Consider the following 18,782-nt stretch of genomic DNA (forward strand, 5'->3'; position numbering starts at 1 on the left):
GGACCGCGTACGGCGCGCCGGGCCAGCGCCGGCGGGGGCCGAGCGCCTCGTCACCGCGCTCGATCACCTTGGCGTACTCGCCGATGAGGGTCAGGGAGAAGCAGGCGATGATCCCGCGTACGCCCTCCGGGTACTGATAGGTCGTCAGGTCTCCCCTGCATCAGGGAGACCTGGGGGAGCCAGCGCGCCGTACGCGGTCTTCGGCCTGTTCCAGCATGGCGCCGGTGAGGTCCACGCCGATGCGGAGGCGACGACGGCCACCGCGACCGGCAGGAACAGGCCATGGCGCACCGCGTTGGTGAGTCCGCCGGCGTACGCCGCGTCCGCGAGCCGCCCGGCCTGCTGCCGTACCGCCTCCGGGACGCCCTCGGCTGCGAGCCGGCTCTGCAGCAGGGTGCCGACCGCGGCCGCCCCGACGACGCCGCCGATCTGCCGGAACGTGGTGAACATGCCGGAGGCCGCACCGGTCAGCCGCGGCGGGATCTCCTGCATCGCGAGCGTGCTGGTGGGCGCGAACACGAGGCCCATGCCGACGCCGAAGACGATCTGGCCGGGGATGACGGTCCACACGCTGGAGTCCGCCTTGGCCATGACCGCCGTGCGGGCGATACCGCCGAAGATCAGCAGTCCGGGGACGAGGATCTTCCGGCCGCCCGGCCTGCCGACCGCGATACCGGCCACGGGCGCCACGAACAGCGAGACCAGCGGTCCCGGTACGAGGGCGAGACCGGCCTTGCCCGCGGAGAGCCCGAGCACGGACTGCAGGTAGAGGGTGAGCAGCAGCAGCACGCCGATGGACTCGAACAGCAGCATCACGCAGAGCGCAGCCGAGACGGTGAACCCACGGCGGCGGAACAGCTCGAACGGCACCGGCGGACGGCTGTCCTGACGGGAGCGCTGATGCGGCGCGATGACCCCGAGGAACACCACGCCGAGCGCGAGGACCAGCGGGATGCTGAGGAAGGACGTGATGGTGCCCCAGTCGTAGCGCTGCCCCTCGATCAGCCCGTGCACGATCAGGCTGAGGCCCGCCGTGGACAGTGCGGCGCCCAGCAGGCCGAGCGAGGACTGCTGCCCCGTGCGGACGTCGGGCACCACGAGGAGCGTGCCCACCAGGTCCAGCACGCCGATCGGGACATTGATGAAGAAGATCCAGCGCCAGTCCGGGCCGGAGACCAGCGCGCCGCGGGCCGCGGGACCGGCGACCGTGGCGAGGCCCGCGACCGCCGACCACACGCCGAAGGCCGCGCCGCGGCGCTCAGCCGGAAGACGGCGCTGATCAGGGCCAGGGTCTGCGGCATCATCACCGCGGCGCCGAGCCCCTGGACCGCTCGGGTCGCGATCGCCTGACCCGGAGTGTCCACGAGGCCGCACACCGCGGAGGCCACGGTGAAGATCGCAAGTCCGGCGGCGAAGACCCGCTGCGGCCCGAACCGGTCGCCGAGCCGTCCGGAGAGCAGCAGCGTCATGAAGAAGCTCGCGCAGAGTACCGCCAGCGCCAGCCAGGGGTTTCGCCGCCGCGCTTTGGGTGCGTTGCCCTTCCCGTGGCCTCTCGTTGGTAGTCGTGTGGGGAGCTTCACCACGACCGACGCAGCCGGAGGCGGAACCGTGACATGGGCTCCGTACGACAGGGGTGGGCACCGCGCCGTACGGCATGAAGGGGTCGGCGGGGCGTGTCAGCCCGCCGCGGCGAGGACCAGCGGAAGGACCGGCCCGCTGCCGGCCCGGCGGAGCAGGCGGGCCGCGACCGCGAGGGTCCAGCCGGACTCGGTGTAGTCGTCCACGAGCAGGACGGGTCCGGGAGAGGCGGCCAGGGCTCCGGCCAGGTCCTCCGGGACGGTGAAGCTGCCCGACAGCGCCCTGAGGCGTTGCGCGGAGTTGCTGCGGCGTGCCGCGTGCGCGCCGTTCGGCCCGGTGTACGTCAGGCTGCCCAGGTGGGGAAGGCGGCCGATGGCCGCGATGCCCTGGGCGAGGGAGCTGACCAGCTTCGGTCGGGTCAGCGACGGTACCGAGACGACTCCGACGGGCCGGGCCGAGGCGTCCGGGACGTCCGGCGCCCAGCCGCCCGCGGAGCGCGCCCAGTCGGCGAGGACGGCCACCGCGGCCTGCAGGACGTCGTCGGGGACCGGGCCGTCAGGTGCGTTCTCCGCCAGCAGGGGGCGCAGCCGGTTGCCCCAGCCGATGTCCGAGAGCCGACCCAGGGCGCGCCCGGTGGAGCACTGCTCGCCGGCCGGGATACGGCCCTTGAGGTCGATGCCCAGGGCGGGCATCCCCGTCGGCCACATCCGGCGCGGCTCGATCTCCGTCCCCGGGCGGTCCAGTTCCTCCGTGGCGCCCTTCAGTGCCTCGGCCGACACGGCGGCCTCGATCCACGAGCCGGCGCAGTTGTCGCACCGGCCGCACGGGGCCGCCCCCTCGTCGTCCAGTTGCCGGCGCAGGAACTCCATCCGGCACCGGGACGTGTGCACGTACTCGCGCATGGCCTGCTGCTCCGCCGCCCGCTGCCGCGCCACCCAAGCGTACCGCTCGGTGTCGTACACCCAGGGCTGCCCGGTGCTCTCCCAGCCGCCCTTCACTCGCTTGACCGCCCCGTCCACGTCGAGGACCTTCAGCATCGTCTCCAGCCGGGTACGGCGCAGGTCCACCGCCGCCTCCAGGGCCGGCACGGACAGCGGCCGTCCCGCGTCGGCGAGGGCCGAGAGGGTCTGGCGAACCTGCTGCTCGGGCGGGAAGGCCGTGTCGGCGAAGTAGCGCCAGATCGCCTCGTCCTCCTTGCCCGGCAGCATCAGTACGTCGGCGTGCTCCACCCCGCGCCCGGCCCGGCCCACCTGCTGGTAGTAGGCGATCGGCGAGGACGGCGAGCCGAGATGGACGACGAAGCCCAGGTCGGGCTTGTCGAAGCCCATGCCCAGCGCGGAGGTCGCGACCAGCGCCTTGACCCGGTTCTCCAGCAGGTCGGCCTCGGCCTGCAGCCGGTCGGCGTGCTCCGTGCGGCCCGTGTAGGACGCCACCTCGAAGCCGCGCTGCCGCAGGTAGGCGGTGGCCTCCTCGGCGGCGGCCACCGTCAGCGTGTAGACGATTCCGGAGCCCGGCAACTCGTCGAGGTGCTCGGCGAGCCAGGCCAGGCGATGCGCGGCGTCCGGCAGTTGGACCACCCCGAGGCGCAGGCTCTCCCGGTCCAGCGGGCCGCGCAGCACCAGGGCCTCGCCGGCGCCGGTACCGAGCTGTTCGGCCACGTCCGCGGTGACCCGCGCATTGGCGGTCGCGGTGGTGGCCAGCACCGGCACGCCGGGGGCCAGCTCGGCCAGCATCGCGCGCAGCCTGCGGTAGTCGGGACGGAAGTCGTGGCCCCAGTCGGAGATGCAGTGCGCCTCGTCCACCACCAGCAGGCCGGTCGTGGCCGCGAGCCTGGGCAGCGTCTGCTCGCGGAAGTCCACGGAATTGAGGCGCTCCGGGCTGACGAGGAGCACGTCGGTCTCGCCGCGCTCGACCTCCTCGTGGATCGCGTCCCACTCCTCCGGGTTGGCCGAGTTGATCGTCCGCGCCCGGATACCGGCCCGGGCCGCCGACTCGACCTGGTTGCGCATCAGCGCCAGCAGCGGCGAGACGATCACCGTCGGGCCCGCTCCGCGCCGCCGCAGCAGGGCGGTGGCGACGAAGTACACCGCCGACTTGCCCCAGCCGGTGCGCTGCACCACCAGCGCACGCCGGCGCTCCTCGACCAGGGCCGCCACCGCCCGCCACTGGTCCTCCCGCAACCGTGCCGAGCCCTCCGGGGCACCGACGAGCTCGGCAAGGACGGCATCGGCTTCAGCGCGCAGCTCCAGGGTGTCCATGCCCCCATGCAACCCGATTCCGCAGGCCGTCGGCCAATTCACTCAGCGTGAGCGGCGTGCGGTCGACGCATGATCGGTGTCTCCGCCGGGCATCAGCCGAGGACGCCGGCAACGCGGTCCCGCCCGAGCTTTCCAGGCCATCCCGGGTTGACCACGCGCCCGGTCCCGGCAGCCGTACGGGGCACGAACCGTCACCTCAGGCGTCAGCGGTCCAACCTTTGGGTAAGGATATAAGCCACGCACCACCAGATAAGCGTCGGTGGCCCCAATTGCTCGTTGCCGCATCCAAGTTCGGCAGGAAGAATTGAGGTCCGCTCCCCGCACGGCTCGTCCGTGATCCGGTTGGGCCCTACTGCGGTGCGCGGTCCCTCGAAGTCCGACCCCGCCCGCAGTGTGGGCGCGTAGCCGAAGGGAGGAACGTGACCTTCGGATTCGCCTCGTCCTCGGCGGCCTCGTTGTCGACGTCCGCGTCCGCCGCTTCCGCCAGTCGCCTGCTCGAGCCGGCCGAATGGGCCGCCGCCGGAATCCCTCTGCTGCGCAACCCCCGTGAGGTCGTCAGCGGACTGCACGCCCGCCATCGGCCGAGAATCTCGACGGCCATCGTGGCCGTGCTCGATCCGGAGGAGCGGCTGTGCGCCAGCGCGTCGTTCACGCGCCGCGAGGCCCCGGCCGACGGCTGGATGTTCCGCAACGCGCTGCTCGCCCAGCTGCGCCGGATCATCCCGCACGACCTACGGCGCCGGACCCCGGTGCGCACGGCCATTCTGGTCTACTGCCGTGAGGGCGACGCACGTTGGACGGAGGAGGACGGTGCCTGGATGTGGGGCCTGCGTGACGCCTGCACGCTGCACGGCCTGCGGTGCGGGGCGTACATCACGCTGACCCACGACGGCTGGCATGTGCTGGGTGAGGGCCGCAGTGGCCGCCGCCCCAACGCCGACTCCGAGCCGGAGCCCTTCGCTCTGTCGGAGGCCCCGCCCCTCACACCGCGCACCGGCGGCCCGGTCTCCGAGGTCCTGCGCCGCGCGGCGGCTCGCTGAAGAACACAGCAGCCACAGTCCCCCGGCCGTCACCAGACGGCCGCCTCAGTATGACGGCCTCGGTCGGCACATCAGTCCGGCGTACGCCCGCTCCTCGGCCAGCCGCGGGGACGCGGAGACTGCGCGGACCCATGCCGGGCCGGGGAACGCGGCGCGGGGCGGTCCGGTCGGTCCGGCCTGCGCCGACGCCCGGCCACCGCTGCTCCGCGCCCGGCGTCTCCTCGGCGTGGCGCCGGGAAGCCGCCCCACGAGCGGAACGGCCGCCGGTCGTCCGGGCATGCCAAAGGGCACGCCGTGCGGATGCCGCCGAAGCGGCTGTCGCGTCGCCCCGGTGCCCCGAGGCGCCGGACGCGGCTCAGACGCCGGCGCCCAGCACCGTGTTGATCTGCTGCGGATCGCCGCAGACGATCAGCAGGGCACCAGCCCGGGCGTGAGCCAGCGGAAGAGCCGAGGCGGCAGCGGAGGCGGGTCCTCCGTTGACGGCCACGACGACCACGGGGCGGGACGCGGCACGGGAGGCGACGGCGGCGTCCGTGTAGAAGACGTCGTCACCGGCGTCGTGCTGCGCCCAGTAGGCGGCTTCACCGAAGGACAGCTCGTGCTCCGCCCACGGGTGCTGGGCACCAGTGGTGATCACGAGCACGTCGCCCGGGGCACGACCCGAGTCCAGGAGGAGATCCACCGCCTCGTCGGCGGCGTCGAGCGCACCGCCGGCCGAAGCCGGGATCAGCTGGATCTGCGGGGTCGCCGCCGGAGCAGCGGTAGCGGCCGGGCCCGAGGGGCCCGGCTTGGCCGGAGCCACGTCACGCGGCGTGCGCTGCACCGGCGGCACCGGCCGCTGAGGGCCGGGACGACCGGGGCGGGACGCCGCGGGACGGGGGCCGGGTACGGGGCGGGGGGTCGGCGCGGTACGGCCACTGGCCGGAGTGGCGCGGGGACCCTGGGCACTCTCGTGAATCTGAGGCTCCTCGGGAATGAGAGGCATGAGCTGATATTTATCAAACATTGGTGCGGCGCGGGCAACCGGGTGGCACATCAGTGCGAGCGGAACCGTCAGAAATCGAAGCCGAGCTGGCCCTCGATTTCCGGAACGCTTCCGTCCGCCCAGCTGCGGACCTTCTTGAGGTGCCGCCACTGAGGCAACGCATCAAGATACGCCCACGACAAGCGGTGGTGCGGGGTGGGCCCCCACTCCTCCAGTGCGGCCTTGTGCACGGGCGACGGATACCCGGCGTTGTCCGCAAACCCGAAGTCTGCATGGTCGACACCCAGTACGGCCATCATTTTGTCGCGCTGAACCTTGGCTATCACCGACGCTGCCGCCACGGCCACACACGACTGATCGCCCTTGATCACCGTGCGCACCTTCCACGGGGCGCCGAGATAGTCGTGCTTCCCGTCGAGGATCACGGCGTCGGGGCGGACCGGCAGGGCGTCCAGCGCGCGAACCGCGGCGAGCCGCAGTGCCGCCGTCATCCCCAGGTCGTCGATCTCCTCGGGGGAAGCATGCCCCAGCGCGTAGGCCGTCACCCATGCCCGCAGGACCTCGGCCAGTTCCGTGCGCCGCTTGATCGTCAGCAGCTTGGAGTCGGTCAGCCCCTCGGGCGGACGGCGAAGTCCGGTGACCGCGGCGCAGACGGTGACAGGTCCGGCCCAGGCGCCGCGCCCCACCTCGTCGACACCGGCGATGACCTTGGCTCCGGTCGTGGCGCGCAGGGAGCGCTCGACAGTGTGAGTAGGCGGTTCGTACGGCATGGCGCCCCCAGCCTACGCCGCCGCGATCGTCACCCGACACCCCGGTCGCCCAACCGCCGCACAGATGACCGGCGCGCGGGATCAGACTCCGTACGGCCGGAGCAGCGGGAGCACCAGCTGGTCGATCATCTCCTCGAGTTCCCGGCCACTACATTCGCTGGCGCACATCTTCGAGCGGTACATCATCATGACCGGGACGGCGTCCATGACATAGCAGTTGGCGGCGTCCGGACGAACCTCTTCCCCCCTCTCTATTCCATGGACGAGGATCTCACCGAGGAGCTTGAAGGTCGGCTCCACCACGCCTCCGGCGATCGTCTCCCGAAAACGGTCCGCCTGAACTTCATCGCATTCGTGAATCACCGAGCACAGTGCCACACCGGGCGGCGAGTGATGATCTGACGCACCTGCCGACAGAGGGCGAGGAGGTCCTCGCGCACGCTGCCGAGGTCCGGAGCCGCCTCCACCCGAGGCAGAACGGCCACCAAGGCATCCACGACGAGATCCTCCTTCGAGGGCCAGCGGGGTGCCTGTCCAGCCGGTTGCGCAACATGCCACGCGCCCCCCTCTTGGGCTGGGGCCGACGGCCTACGAGGCTTTAGGCAGCCACCATGGAGCGAGCCTCGAAGGACAGGGGCCGATAGGGCCATTGCGGGCTGGCCCCAAAGACTGTCCGATCCGGCCAAGCAGCGTAAGGCCCCCTGTTCACTCGCCCCATGGGCGTCTCCGGCCCAAAAGCTGCTACGGCCAGCGGCGTGCCCACGCGCGACGCCACCACACCACAGGCTCAAACAGCAGAGAGCCCCGGCCCATGCCCCCCGACGGCAGAGCCACAGACGGGGCAGCCGACGCGCTGAGTCCTGATTCGCCGTCACCCAGCGCGCCGGGGTCTGCTTCTCGCGAGCCACGGGTGTGATCGGTTCCAAGAGCCCCCGGTTCATTCGTTTCGCGTCACGCGGGCGTGATCGGCCATGACACGGCCGTCCGGCGCCACGCGCGGAGCCAGCCAGCCAAGGTCCCGCTGACGAGACCTTGGAAAGCCTGGAGAAGGCTTGGGGGATCGCCCCGGAGATGGCAGCGGATCACCCGACCAGTCTGGAGCTGACGCGCGTCCTGGTGTCCAGGCACAGGCGCAGCAATGAGCGGCTCACCAAGTTGGCCAACCGGGCCGGTATCACCGTCTGATCGGCATCAGAACCGCAAGAAGCCCCTCCTGGATGTCAAGACGCTGTTGGCCAATTCGGGGCTCGGCGTGATGTCGGTCTCCAAGAACACACCGGGTTTTGGACACCGACGCTGTCCTTTGGGGGCGTCGATGGACGGACGGCTGAATGGCAACACACAGATCGTCCATCACCACCCGGACAGTCCACCACCAAATGCCACCGATGTGGCGGCGCCGTGCCTACGGTCGAAATCACTCCCGACCACAGATGGAGGACGCACATGCTCAGGCCCATCGCCATCATCCTCACCGGGCTGATCACCACCGGGGTCCTCACGGGAGGTGTCGCCGCCGCAGCCCCTGCGGCACACACTTCCGTCGCGACCATGTCGGCAGCTCCGGCAGACAGTGATCCCTGTCTTCCGGGGTACATCCTCAACCTCCCTCTCTGTGTCTAAGGAGCAGCCTCCCTGGCGGCCCGTCACGGTGCAGCAACCCGTTGCTTCCCCGCTCATTCCAGGGCGGGGAGCGGTCGCAACCCTGGCAAAGCCAGGCAGCGAGAGACGGTGTCGTCCCAAGGCCGCGAATCGCGCGCTCCAGGCACGATCGAGCCCCTGGCTAGCAGGAGAGACTCCGAATCGGCCAACAGCGTCCGGATCTCAAGGAGAGAGTTTGCTGCTGTAAAGGAGGGGCGAGAGCCGCAGGTCAGGACGAGAGCTGAACTCGGAACCCCAGAACACACGAGCCAGCGGTTCCCGACGCGACGATTGTGAACATCACGCTGCCGCACATTCAAGAGGCGCTCAAGTTCAGCACCATGGAACTGATTTGGGCGGTCAGCGCCTACACGCTCACCTTCGGCGGTCTGCTGCTGCTCGGTGCGCGCCGGTGGCGCCCTCGGCCGTCGCCGAGTGTTCACGACCGGCATTCTGCCGCGCGGGCCTTCGGCGTGTTCGCCGCCGTGTCCGCGGGCGGTGGCGCAATCGGCCTGCTGGTGGGCGGCATGCTCACCGACTGGCTCGACTGGCGCCGGGTGCTGTTCGTCAACGTACCGATCGGCGTGCTGATCGCGTCGCTCGAGCCGCTGTACATCAACGAGTCCCAGCGGCATCCGGGGCGCTTCGACATCACGGGTGCGCCGACCTCGACGGAGGGCATGGCATCGCTGGTCTACGGGTTCATCCGCGCCTCGGAGGACGACTGGCGGGACGGCCTCACTCTCGGCTCCTTTATCAAGGCCAGTCTGGCCTTCCTCCCCGTGGCGGTCGCGATCGCGGTCGGTGCGGGCCTGTCCCAGCGCTTCCTTCCGACGTTCGGCCCGTGGCCGTTCACAACGGCCGGCACGGGGCTCGTGGTGACCGGGCTGGTCTGGCGGACCTTCATCCGTCCGGACAGCTCCTACCTCAGCAGGGTGCTCGGGCCGATGCTGGTGTTCGGCTTCGGGACGGGCCTGAAATTCGTGACGGCCACCGTCACGGCGGTGTCTGGCGTTGCCCCGCACGAGGCAGGTGCGGCTTCTGGGCTCCTCAACGCCAGGCAGCAGGTGGGCGGTTCGCTCGGACTGTCCATCCTGACGACCGTGTTCGGCTCGGCCGCGAAGGACGAGACGAGGAAGCAGCTGCCGAACTTCCTCACCGACGGCTCGACGGAGCAGCAGGCCCGGTTCGTCAAGACGCATCAGGACGTGGCGGGCCCGGGCGTGGGCCGATTCCACCGACGTCCCCACGAGCGCCAGGACGGGAATCACCATCAGAACCAGCACCGCGCCTGCCATCGCCACCCCCCTCCGACCGTCACTCTCCGAATCTCTTCGACCCTGCCGCCGAAGGCCGCGACCCACGGCGGATATGGGAAGAACGGGCGATGGTCACGGAGAGTTCCCGGCGGGCACGGAGAGTTCGCAGCCGATCGGCCCCGGGCTCAGCACGCACCGGCTCAAGCAGGAGGAGGCCTGTGCCCGGGCAGAAGGGAACATGGGCCTGGGCAGGGGAAAGCCGCTCAGGCAGGAGGGAGCATGGGTACAGGCGGCGGGAAGTACGGCCGGAGGACCGGCTCTGGCCTACGTCCCCGGACCCGTCAGAGCGACGTCGGCACCCACTCCGGCAGCGCCTCGGTGCGTTGCGTCCACTCGGCGGGCGGGGTCCCCGCCTTGCCGGAGGCGAGCACACCTCCCGTGATCGCGCAGGTCGTGTCCATGTCGCCGCCCACGCCGGCCGTCGTCCAGAACGCCGTCTCGTAGTCACCGAGGCTCCGGGCGGCGGACCAGAGAGCGAAGGGGACGGTGTCATGGGCGGTCGTGCGCCGGCCGCAGCCCAGCACCGCCGCGACGGTGCCCGCGTCGCCGTAGTCGAGCATGTCCCGGGCGCGCCGGAGTCCCTGGCCGACCGCGCTCTTGGGCACCAGGGCGATGACTCCGTCGAGGAGTGCCTCGGGGCCGGGCGGGCCGTCCGGGGAGCCGGCCAGTGCCGCCGCGGCGGCGACGGCCATGGCGCCGACGACGGCCTCGCGGTGCTGATGGGTGGGGTAGGCAGAGATCTCCGCCTGGTGGGTCGCCTGCTCCGGGTCGTCCGCATACCAGGCGCCCAGAGGTGCGATCCGCATCGCCGCTCCGTTGCCCCAGGACCCTCGGCCGTTGAACAGCCCGGCGGCCAGCTCACGCCAGTCCTCGCCCTCCCGGACGAGTCTCAGCAGGCGGTCGACGACGGGGCCGTACCCCCGGTCGAGGTCGTGGTGCTCGGCGAAGGAGCGGGCCAGCTCATCCTGGTCGATGCGCCGGTGGGCGGCGAGGACGGCGACCACGGAGGAGGCCATCTCGGTGTCGTCCGTCCAGTGCCAGGGCCCGGCGGGCAGCTCGCGTCGCTTCAGCAGGGGGTAGTGCGCCGGAACGAAGAACTGGGAGCCCAGGGCGTCCCCCACGGCCAGTCCGCGCAGGCTCGCCAGCGCGCGCTCCAGGCGCCCGACGGAAGAGGAGTCAGCGGTCATCGCACTGCCACTCTATCCGTTCGCCCAGTACGGCATCGGTTCCCGCCAGCGCTCGAAGGGCCGGTCGAGCGTGTACCGGCCGTCCTCCCCGAGAACGAGCATCCGCATCTCGGCGTTCCCGGGGTTCGAAAGCGACTCGAATTCCGCGACCGTCCAGTGGAACCAGCGCATGCAGAACAGCCGCATCGCGAGTCCGTGCGTCACCAGCAGGACGTTCGGTGGATGATCCGGTGCCTCGAAGCTGCGGAACAGGCTCTCCAGGAAGCCGCCGACCCGGTCGTACACATCGGCTCCGGACTCGCCCTGCGGGAACCGGAAGAAGAAGTGACCGTACGCGTCGCGGTAGGCCTTCTGCAGGCGTACGTCGTCGCGGTCCTGCCAGTTGCCCCAGTCCTGTTCGCGAAGGCGGGGCTCCTCCCGGACACGTATGAGATCCGGATCGAGGTGGAAGGCGCGGAGCGTCTCGTGTGTCCGGCGGTACGGGGAGACATACACGCTCACGCATTCCCGGCCGAAGATTTCCCGGATTTCCTTCCCGGTCTCCTCGGCCTGTCTCCGGCCGCGCTCGGTCAGCGCGAGGGCGTGGTCGGGCTCGCGCTCGTACACGGAGTCGTCGACGTTGCCCGTGGACTCGCCGTGCCGGACAAGGACGATGCGCCGTGGTCGTGCCATGCCAAAACCCTAGATCGTACGAGGCAGGGTCGAGGACTCAGACGGGCCTCATACGGCGTAGGTCACACGAATCCGGCGTTCCGAGCCACTCCAGGGCACCCCGTGCGACACCCAGCACACCCCAGTGCGACGCCCGACACCTCCCCGGTGCGACATCCGCGGGTGCTGGTTTGATATTCAAACCCACAGGGTGGCGTCAGACCGTCCAAGACGTCTCCATGTCCACGATGTCACCGGAGAGTGCCGCCACGTCGGCCTCCGTCTGGGCTCGCAGCGCGAGACGCTCCACGCGCTCGGTGCGGTACTTGCCGTGCTCGGCCGCCGACCGCCACATCGACAGGATCAGGAACTCCTGCTCGGGCGCCTCGGCGAACATGCCGCGGATCATGCCGGGCGAACCGGCCATCGCCGGGTTCCACACCTTCTCCTGCATGAGGGTGAAGTGCTCGACGCGCTCCTCGTGGATACGGCACAGGGCCACACGGATCAGATCGGCGTCGGTGAACCGCGGCTCGAAGCCCGTCTTCACATCGAAGCGGTACTCGAACAGCTTGACCTGCGCGTCCTTGAACGTGCCGGACTGGGCGGACGCCAGGCGGTCGTGCGAGCGGGCCATGAAGGAGTCGTAGAAGGCGCGGCTCTCCCAGAAGGCGAAGATGTGCGCCACGCCCGACCGCTGCCGGCTCCAACCGCCTCCCTGCCCCCGGAATCCCGGCTCCCCCAGAAGCCCCGCCCATTTTCGCTGCCCTCGCTCGAAGCCGCGGCGGTCCACCACGGTGCAGCGAATCCACTTGACCAGCACCGCGCCATCGTAAGGCCACCGGGCGTGGCGTCGGTCACGCTCCGGCGGAGATCACCCGCGCATGCGCCCCCGCACGCGTGGCACGATGGACAAGAAGCCCCGACGTCAGCGGAGTTGGGGGACGAGGCAACCACCAGGGGGGAAGGGGAAGCCTGTTGACCGGGTTCAGCAAGGGAATCCGCAAGGTCGAGGCCGGGCTCAAGTGGGACCCCAGCCCGACGGGTCAGCCGCCCACCGATCTCGACATCATCGCCGCGACGTTCGTCTCGGGCGACGCGTACGGGACGCCGGCCTATCTGGTCCACTTCGACAGCCGTTCGCCCGACGGCACGATCTTCCTCAACCGGGACAGCACCGACGGCAAGGGCTTCGGCTGGGACGAGGTCATGACGCTGGAGCTGGACCGGCTCGACGGCCGGTACGCGCGCGTGGTGGTCGGTGTCGTCATCCAACAGGGGTCCGGACACAAGACGTTCGTCGACGTGCTGAATCCGGCCATGCGCGTCCGGGAGGGCTACACCGTGCTCGCCGAGGACGACTTCGGCTCGGTGCCCTGGGCGACGGCGGCCACCATCGCCGAGTTCGCGCGTGACGACTCCGGGGAGTGGAGGTTCCGGCCCGGCGTGCACGGCTTCGATGAGGACCCGGCGACCTTCACCCGGGTCATGGGCAGGGCGCAGCAGCCGTAACAGGGCTCGGTGAGTGACAGGGCTCAGCATAGGTAAGGGGCGCCGACCATGGCCGGCGCCCCTTACCTCACTTCACGCGTCGAGGAACGGTCACGCCGCGACATCCCAACGGGCAGCGCACGGGGACCGAAGAAGGCCATCCCGCTGATCATGAACCACAGGGCCGTCATGCGGACATGGTGTCGTTGTGGACGGTGTTCCACAGCCCGTCGGAGACGATGCCGCTCCGGTGCGTGTATGCCGCGATGACGCCCACCATCATGTGCACCACAGCGGCAGCGAGCGCCTCAGGGTGCCCACCTGGTCGCCTGCGGAGTCAGAAGGCCGGCCGGTCCAGGAGCAGCATCAGCAACTTGTACATGCCGCGCAACTCCGATTTCGGGAGCAGAGGCATGAGGTGCTCTGCCCCGACCAACATCAGATAAAGCCGTTCCCGGGCCTGCAGCGTGCCGGACGCTTCCACCCCATCGATGACCGCCGTGGTGCACTTGGCCTCAAAGCGGTCGAGCAGTCGGGTCCAGCACTTCGGCATCGATCCGAAGTGGTGATGAAAAGCGCCCTTCGACATGCCCATGCGCTCACACGGCGAGGGGGTGCCGAGTCAGGACTCGGCACCCCCTCCTGAGTGCTGCTCGGGCGGATCAGCTACAGCTGCCGAAGGTTTGCGGCAGATGCAGTTCCGCCCGGTTTCAGCTGCAGCCGCTGGTCGAGCCGCAGCCCTCGCAGATGTAGCAGGAACCGGCCCGCTGCATCTTCGTACCGCAGGAGAAGCACAGCGGGGCGTCGGCCTGGATGCCCAGCTGCATCTCCACCAGCTCGGCGCTGGTGTGAGCCTGCTTCGGGGCGGGCTCGGCCGCCTCGGACTCCGGCTTCCGCGTGGCGACCGCCTTCAGCTCCTGGGCGCGCGGCGCCGACTGGGCCAGGCCCTCGACGTCGACCTCGTCGTCGGCCGGCTCGTAGGAACCGGTCTCCAGGTGCCGCTGACGCTCCTCGGCGGAGTGGATGCCGAGCGCGGAACGGGTCTCGAAGGGCAGGAAGTCCAGCGCCAGGCGGCGGAAGATGTAGTCGACGATCGACTGCGCCATCCGCACGTCCGGGTCGTCCGTCATGCCGGCCGGCTCGAAGCGCATGTTGGTGAACTTCGAGACGTACGTCTCCAGGGGCACGCCGTACTGGAGGCCGACGGAGACCGCGATGGAGAAGGCGTCCATCATGCCCGCGAGGGTGGAACCCTGCTTGGACATCTTCAGGAAGACCTCACCGAGACCGTCGTCCGGGTAGGAGTTGGCGGTCATGTAGCCCTCGGCGCCGCCGACGGTGAAGGACGTGGTGATGCCGGGACGACCCTTCGGGAGGCGCTTGCGGACCGGGCGGTACTCGATGACCTTCTCGACCGTCTCGCGGATGGTCGCCTCGGCCTTCTCCGCGGCCTCCTCCTTCTCCTTCTCCTTGGTCTTGGCGGAGAGCGGCTGACCCACCTTGCAGTTGTCGCGGTAGATCGCGAGCGCCTTGACGCCCAGCTTCCAGGCCTCGAAGTAGATCTCCTCGACCTCCTCGACGGTCGCCGTCTCCGGCATGTTGACCGTCTTGGAGATGGCGCCGGAGATCCACGGCTGGATCGCGGCCATCATGCGGACGTGGCCCATCGGGGAAATGGCGCGCTCGCCCATGGCGCAGTCGAACACCTCGTAGTGCTCGTGCCTCAGGCCGGGGGCGTCGATCACATTGCCGTGCTCGGCGATGTGGGCGACGACCGCCTCGATCTGCTCCTCCTGGTAGCCCAGGCGGCGCAGGGCCTGCGGGACGGTGCCGTTGACGATCTGCATCGAGCCGCCGCCGACCAGCTTCTTGAACTTCACGAGAGCCAGGTCGGGCTCGACACCGGTGGTGTCGCAGGACATCGCGAGGCCGATGGTGCCGGTCGGGGCGAGCACGGACGCCTGGGAGTTACGGAAACCGTTCTTCTCGCCGAGACGCTGCACGTCCTGCCAGGCCTCCGTGGCGGCGGCCCACACCGGGGTGTCCAGGTCGTCCATGCGGACGGCCTTGCCGTTGGCGTCGGCGTGCTGCGCCATGACGCGCTTGTGGGCGTCGGCATTGCGGGCGTAGCCGTCGTACGTGCCGACGACCGCGGCCAGCTCGGCGGAACGGCGGTAGGCCGTACCCGTCATCAGGGAGGTGATGGCGCCGGCGAGGGCGCGGCCGCCGTTGGAGTCGTAGGCGTGGCCGGTGGCCATCAGCAGGGCGCCGAGGTTGGCGTAGCCGATGCCGAGCTGGCGGAACGCGCGCGTGTTCTCGCCGATCTTCTGGGTCGGGAAGTCTGCGAAGCAGATCGAGATGTCCATCGCGGTGATGACCAGCTCGACGACCTTCTGGAAGCGCTCGGTCTCGAAGGACTGGTTGCCCTTGCCGTCGTCCTTCAGGAACTTCATCAGGTTCAGCGAGGCCAGGTTGCAGGACGTGTTGTCCAGGTGCATGTACTCGCTGCACGGGTTCGACGCGGTGATCCGGCCGGACTCGGGGCAGGTGTGCCAGTTGTTGATGGTGTCGTCGTACTGGATGCCCGGGTCGGCGCAGGCCCAGGCAGCCTCGGCGATCTTGCGGAAGAGCGCCTTGGCGTCGACCTCTTCGAGGACCTCACCGGTCATCCGGGCGCGCAGGCCGAAGTTGCCGCCGTCCTCGACCGCCTTCATGAACTCGTCGTTCACCCGGACCGAGTTGTTGGCGTTCTGGTACTGGACGGAGGTGATGTCGTCGCCGCCCAGGTCCATGTCGAAGCCCGCGTCGCGCAGGACGCGGATCTTCTCCTCCTCCTTGACCTTGGTCTCGATGAAGTCCTCGATGTCGGGGTGGTCGACGTCGAGCACGACCATCTTGGCGGCGCGGCGGGTGGCACCGCCGGACTTGATGGTGCCGGCGGAGGCGTCGGCGCCGCGCATGAAGGAGACCGGACCGGAGGCGTTGCCGCCCGAGGAGAGCAGCTCCTTGGAGGAGCGGATGCGGGAGAGGTTCAGGCCGGCGCCGGAACCGCCCTTGAAGATCATGCCCTCTTCCTTGTACCAGTCGAGGATCGACTCCATGGAGTCGTCGACGGACAGGATGAAGCAGGCGGAGACCTGCTGGGGCTGCGTGGTGCCCACGTTGAACCACACGGGGCTGTTGAAGCTGAAGATCTGGTGCAGGAGGGCGTACGCCAGCTCGTGCTCGAAGATCTCGGCGTCGGCGGGCGAGGCGAAGTACTTGTGGTCCTCACCGGCCTTGCGGTACGTCTTCACGATGCGGTCGATCAGCTGCTTGAGGCTGGTCTCGCGCTGCGGGGTGCCGACGGCACCGCGGAAGTACTTGCTGGTGACGATGTTGACCGCGTTCACCGACCAGAAGTCGGGGAACTCGACGCCACGCTGCTCGAAGTTGACCGAGCCGTCGCGCCAGTTGGTCATGACGACGTCACGGCTCACCCACTCGACCTCGTCGTACGGGTGTACGCCGGGGTTGGTGTGGATGCGCTCGATACGCAGCCCCTTGGTGGCCTTGGCGCCCTTGGCTCGGGAACCTCGTGCCGGACCGCTCGCCGTCTCTGTCATGCCGCCTCCCTCTACGGGCAAAAACGCCCTGAAGTGCCCCGTTTGTTCCCGTGGCACGGTGTTCTGTCTTGAGTTGCGGGCACCCTCAGCTGCCACCCGCAACAGGTCTTGGTCGCCACCTTCCGGCCGGAATCCGGACCTCCTCCCGGTTTCCGGCCCGCCGGTCAGTCGGCGGCGTGGGCGGGCACGGGAACCTGAGTGGTCCCGCCGGGCCCGCGTTCGTCTTCCTGGCTCCCCGCTCCCGCGTCTACCTCGTCCGAGGCGGGGCCCCTCACCGTCTCCCTCAGCTCCGCGATGGCGGCCTCGAAGTCCTCGAGCGAGTCGAACGCCCGGTAGACGGAGGCGAATCGCAGATAGGCGACGAGGTCGAGCTCCTGCAACGGGCCGAGTATGGCCAACCCCACGTCATGGGTGGACAGCTCGGCGCTTCCGGTGGCCCGCAGCGCCTCCTCGACCCGCTGGCCGAGCTGGGCGAGTGCGTCCTCGGTGACAGGCCGTCCCTGGCATGCCTTGCGCACGCCGTTGATGACCTTGGTACGACTGAAAGGCTCGGTGACCCCGGACCGCTTGATCACCATGAGCGAGCATGTCTCCACGGTCGTGAAACGACGGGAGCAGTCAGGGCACTGGCGGCGCCTGCGGATGGACGTGCCGTCGTCGGTCGTACGACTGTCGACCACGCGGCTGTCGGGGTGCCTGCAGAAGGGGCAGTGCATGATCTCCAACCCTCCTCACAGCAGACTCAACAACCTCACCGGACCCATGGGCCCCGCGAAGCAGCCTTAAGCATAGGCGATCTCGGAGCTGCTTCAGACCCGGGGGACCACAACTTGTGGGCTGCTGTAGCCATCCAACCACTAGATGTGGGGCTTGGCCCATACACCCAGGCAGTCACGCGTGTCGCAACAGGCGGCCACATTCACTGCAACAGAAAGTCACGTGCGCCACGGCTGAAGAGCCGCGGACGCCCGACATGCAGGCAGCCTGGCCGAGGACACGCGGACGCAGAGCCGTATCACTATGGCGCTTACGGAGATACCGTGGGCGCCGCACGGAGGACGCGTGGGACTCCGGCACAGAAGGGACCCGGAGCCCGGATGCGCGGATTCCGGATGGCAGACTGGGGCGACGACCCACGAGGTCGGCAACCCCGGCGGAGAAGAGTACAACAATGGGCGCTTTTGTCCGCCAGGTGGGGCGTTAGCAATACACCCAGACACATGATCGCGTCAGGCGAATCGCACTTTTTCACTCGAACGTGTGTTTGGCGCAACCTTTCGAAAGCAACTACCGTTGTCCAGCAGGGAGACCATCGAGAGGGGCCGACGTGACCACCACCGCAGACAGTGCCACCATCACCGCCCAGGACCGCTCCCAGGGCCGAGTCGAGCCGGTACACGTGATGAACGAAGCCACGAATCCCGAGGGACACAAGCGCTCCCTGCCGGGCCGACCTCCGGGAATCCGGGCGGACAGCTCCGGACTCACCGACCGGCAGCGCCGCGTGATCGAAGTCATCCGTGACTCCGTACAGCGGCGCGGCTATCCGCCGTCGATGCGCGAGATCGGCCAGGCCGTCGGTCTGTCGAGCACCTCCTCGGTCGCGCATCAGCTGATGGCGCTGGAGCGCAAGGGCTTCCTGCGCCGCGACCCGCACCGACCGCGCGCGTACGAGGTGCGCGGCTCGGACCAGGCGGTGTCCGTGCAGCCCACGGACACCGCCGGCAAACCCGCCGCGTCGTACGTCCCGCTGGTCGGCCGGATCGCCGCCGGTGGCCCGATCCTCGCGGAGGAGTCCGTCGAGGACGTCTTCCCCCTCCCCCGTCAGCTCGTCGGCGACGGTGAGCTGTTCGTCCTCAAGGTCGTCGGCGACTCGATGATCGAGGCCGCGATCTGCGACGGCGACTGGGTCACCGTGCGCCGTCAGCCCGTCGCCGAGAACGGCGACATCGTGGCGGCCATGCTCGACGGCGAAGCCACCGTCAAGCGCTTCAAGCGCGAAGACGGCCACGTCTGGCTCCTCCCGCACAACGCTGCCTACGAACCGATCCCCGGCGACGACGCGACCATCCTGGGCAAGGTCGTCGCGGTGCTGCGGCGCGTGTGACGCCTGCGGCGGGCGGGCCTCGTACGGCTGCTCGCTCCCTGACCGGGCCCCGGAACCCCTGCGCCGGTTCCGGGGTCCTGCTGTGTCCGGGCCCGGGGCCGTGCCAGGCCGAGGGTGGGCCCCGGGCGCTTTCGCATCGCGGGGTAGCCT

Annotated in this window: 12 protein-coding genes and 3 pseudogenes; 4 read left to right on the top strand and 11 right to left on the bottom strand. The window is 69.6% G+C overall.

All coding sequences use genetic code 11. The features are described from left to right. Positions 1-144: 144 nt before the first annotated feature. Both M878_RS60075 and M878_RS60080 read right to left on the bottom strand, forming a co-directional pair. Positions 145-1,469 (bottom strand): annotated as a pseudogene (locus M878_RS60075) (MFS transporter). A gap of 207 nt (positions 1,470-1,676) precedes the next feature. Further along, entirely contained in the window at positions 1,677-3,836 is a 2,160-nt protein-coding gene (locus M878_RS60080; protein WP_023546138.1) for a RecQ family ATP-dependent DNA helicase, read from the bottom strand. A gap of 419 nt (positions 3,837-4,255) precedes the next feature. Here M878_RS60080 and M878_RS60085 point away from each other — a divergent pair, with 419 nt between their 5' ends. Further along, on the top strand, positions 4,256-4,876 hold the full coding sequence (locus M878_RS60085) for a hypothetical protein (protein WP_023546139.1): 621 nt from the start codon (positions 4,256-4,258) through the stop codon (positions 4,874-4,876). A gap of 355 nt (positions 4,877-5,231) precedes the next feature. Here the strand turns inward: M878_RS60085 and M878_RS60090 are convergent, their stop codons facing one another. The 3 genes and pseudogenes from M878_RS60090 to M878_RS60100 form a co-directional block, all read right to left on the bottom strand. Continuing rightward, complete coding sequence (locus M878_RS60090) at positions 5,232-5,861, bottom strand: hypothetical protein (protein WP_106962694.1); 630 nt, start codon at positions 5,859-5,861, stop codon at positions 5,232-5,234. A 68-nt stretch (positions 5,862-5,929) separates the two neighbouring features. After that, positions 5,930-6,631, bottom strand: coding sequence for a ribonuclease HII (locus M878_RS60095; protein WP_023546141.1), 702 nt, complete (start codon positions 6,629-6,631; stop codon positions 5,930-5,932). Positions 6,632-6,712: 81 nt separating this feature from the next. Beyond that, a pseudogene (locus M878_RS60100) lies at positions 6,713-7,155 on the bottom strand (TetR-like C-terminal domain-containing protein); the annotation flags it as partial. 1,392 nt (positions 7,156-8,547) lie between these two features. Between M878_RS60100 and M878_RS94025 the strand changes: the two are divergent. Further along, a pseudogene (locus tag M878_RS94025) lies at positions 8,548-9,477 on the top strand (MFS transporter); the annotation flags it as partial. Between the two features lie 395 nt (positions 9,478-9,872). Here M878_RS94025 and M878_RS60105 read toward each other — a convergent pair. The 3 genes from M878_RS60105 to M878_RS47510 form a co-directional block, all read right to left on the bottom strand. Further along, positions 9,873-10,778, bottom strand: coding sequence for an ADP-ribosylglycohydrolase family protein (locus tag M878_RS60105; protein WP_023546148.1), 906 nt, complete (start codon positions 10,776-10,778; stop codon positions 9,873-9,875). 12 nt (positions 10,779-10,790) lie between these two features. Beyond that, a complete protein-coding gene (locus tag M878_RS60110) occupies positions 10,791-11,450 on the bottom strand; it encodes a histidine phosphatase family protein (RefSeq protein ID WP_023546149.1) in 660 nt (219 codons plus the stop codon). 196 nt (positions 11,451-11,646) lie between these two features. Then, a complete protein-coding gene (locus tag M878_RS47510) occupies positions 11,647-12,252 on the bottom strand; it encodes a YdbC family protein (RefSeq protein ID WP_031224649.1) in 606 nt (201 codons plus the stop codon). A gap of 155 nt (positions 12,253-12,407) precedes the next feature. Here M878_RS47510 and M878_RS60115 point away from each other — a divergent pair, with 155 nt between their 5' ends. Further along, positions 12,408-12,941 carry a TerD family protein gene (locus tag M878_RS60115; RefSeq protein WP_023546151.1) on the top strand — a complete coding sequence of 178 codons (534 nt, stop codon included), beginning with the start codon at positions 12,408-12,410 and terminating at the stop codon, positions 12,939-12,941. Between the two features lie 316 nt (positions 12,942-13,257). Here M878_RS60115 and M878_RS60120 read toward each other — a convergent pair whose 3' ends face one another. The 3 genes from M878_RS60120 to nrdR all read right to left on the bottom strand — a co-directional run bounded on the left by M878_RS60120 (position 13,258) and on the right by nrdR (position 17,241). Continuing rightward, complete coding sequence (locus M878_RS60120; protein WP_023546154.1) at positions 13,258-13,515, bottom strand: hypothetical protein; 258 nt, start codon at positions 13,513-13,515, stop codon at positions 13,258-13,260. A 115-nt stretch (positions 13,516-13,630) separates the two neighbouring features. After that, the gene (locus M878_RS60125; protein WP_023546155.1) at positions 13,631-16,525 is read right to left on the bottom strand and encodes a vitamin B12-dependent ribonucleotide reductase; all 2,895 of its coding nucleotides are present in this window, start codon (positions 16,523-16,525) and stop codon (positions 13,631-13,633) included. A 164-nt stretch (positions 16,526-16,689) separates the two neighbouring features. Then, positions 16,690-17,241, bottom strand: a complete 552-nt coding sequence (gene nrdR, locus M878_RS60130) for a transcriptional regulator NrdR (RefSeq protein WP_031224650.1) — start codon at positions 17,239-17,241, stop codon at positions 16,690-16,692. A gap of 611 nt (positions 17,242-17,852) precedes the next feature. On the opposite strand from nrdR, the gene lexA reads away from it, so the two are divergent. Then, on the top strand, positions 17,853-18,632 hold the full coding sequence (gene lexA / locus M878_RS60135; protein ID WP_023546157.1) for a transcriptional repressor LexA: 780 nt from the start codon (positions 17,853-17,855) through the stop codon (positions 18,630-18,632). Positions 18,633-18,782 lie beyond the last annotated feature (150 nt).

Source organism: Streptomyces roseochromogenus subsp. oscitans DS 12.976, from assembly GCF_000497445.1.
Taxonomy (GTDB): Bacteria; Actinomycetota; Actinomycetes; order Streptomycetales; family Streptomycetaceae; genus Streptomyces; species Streptomyces oscitans.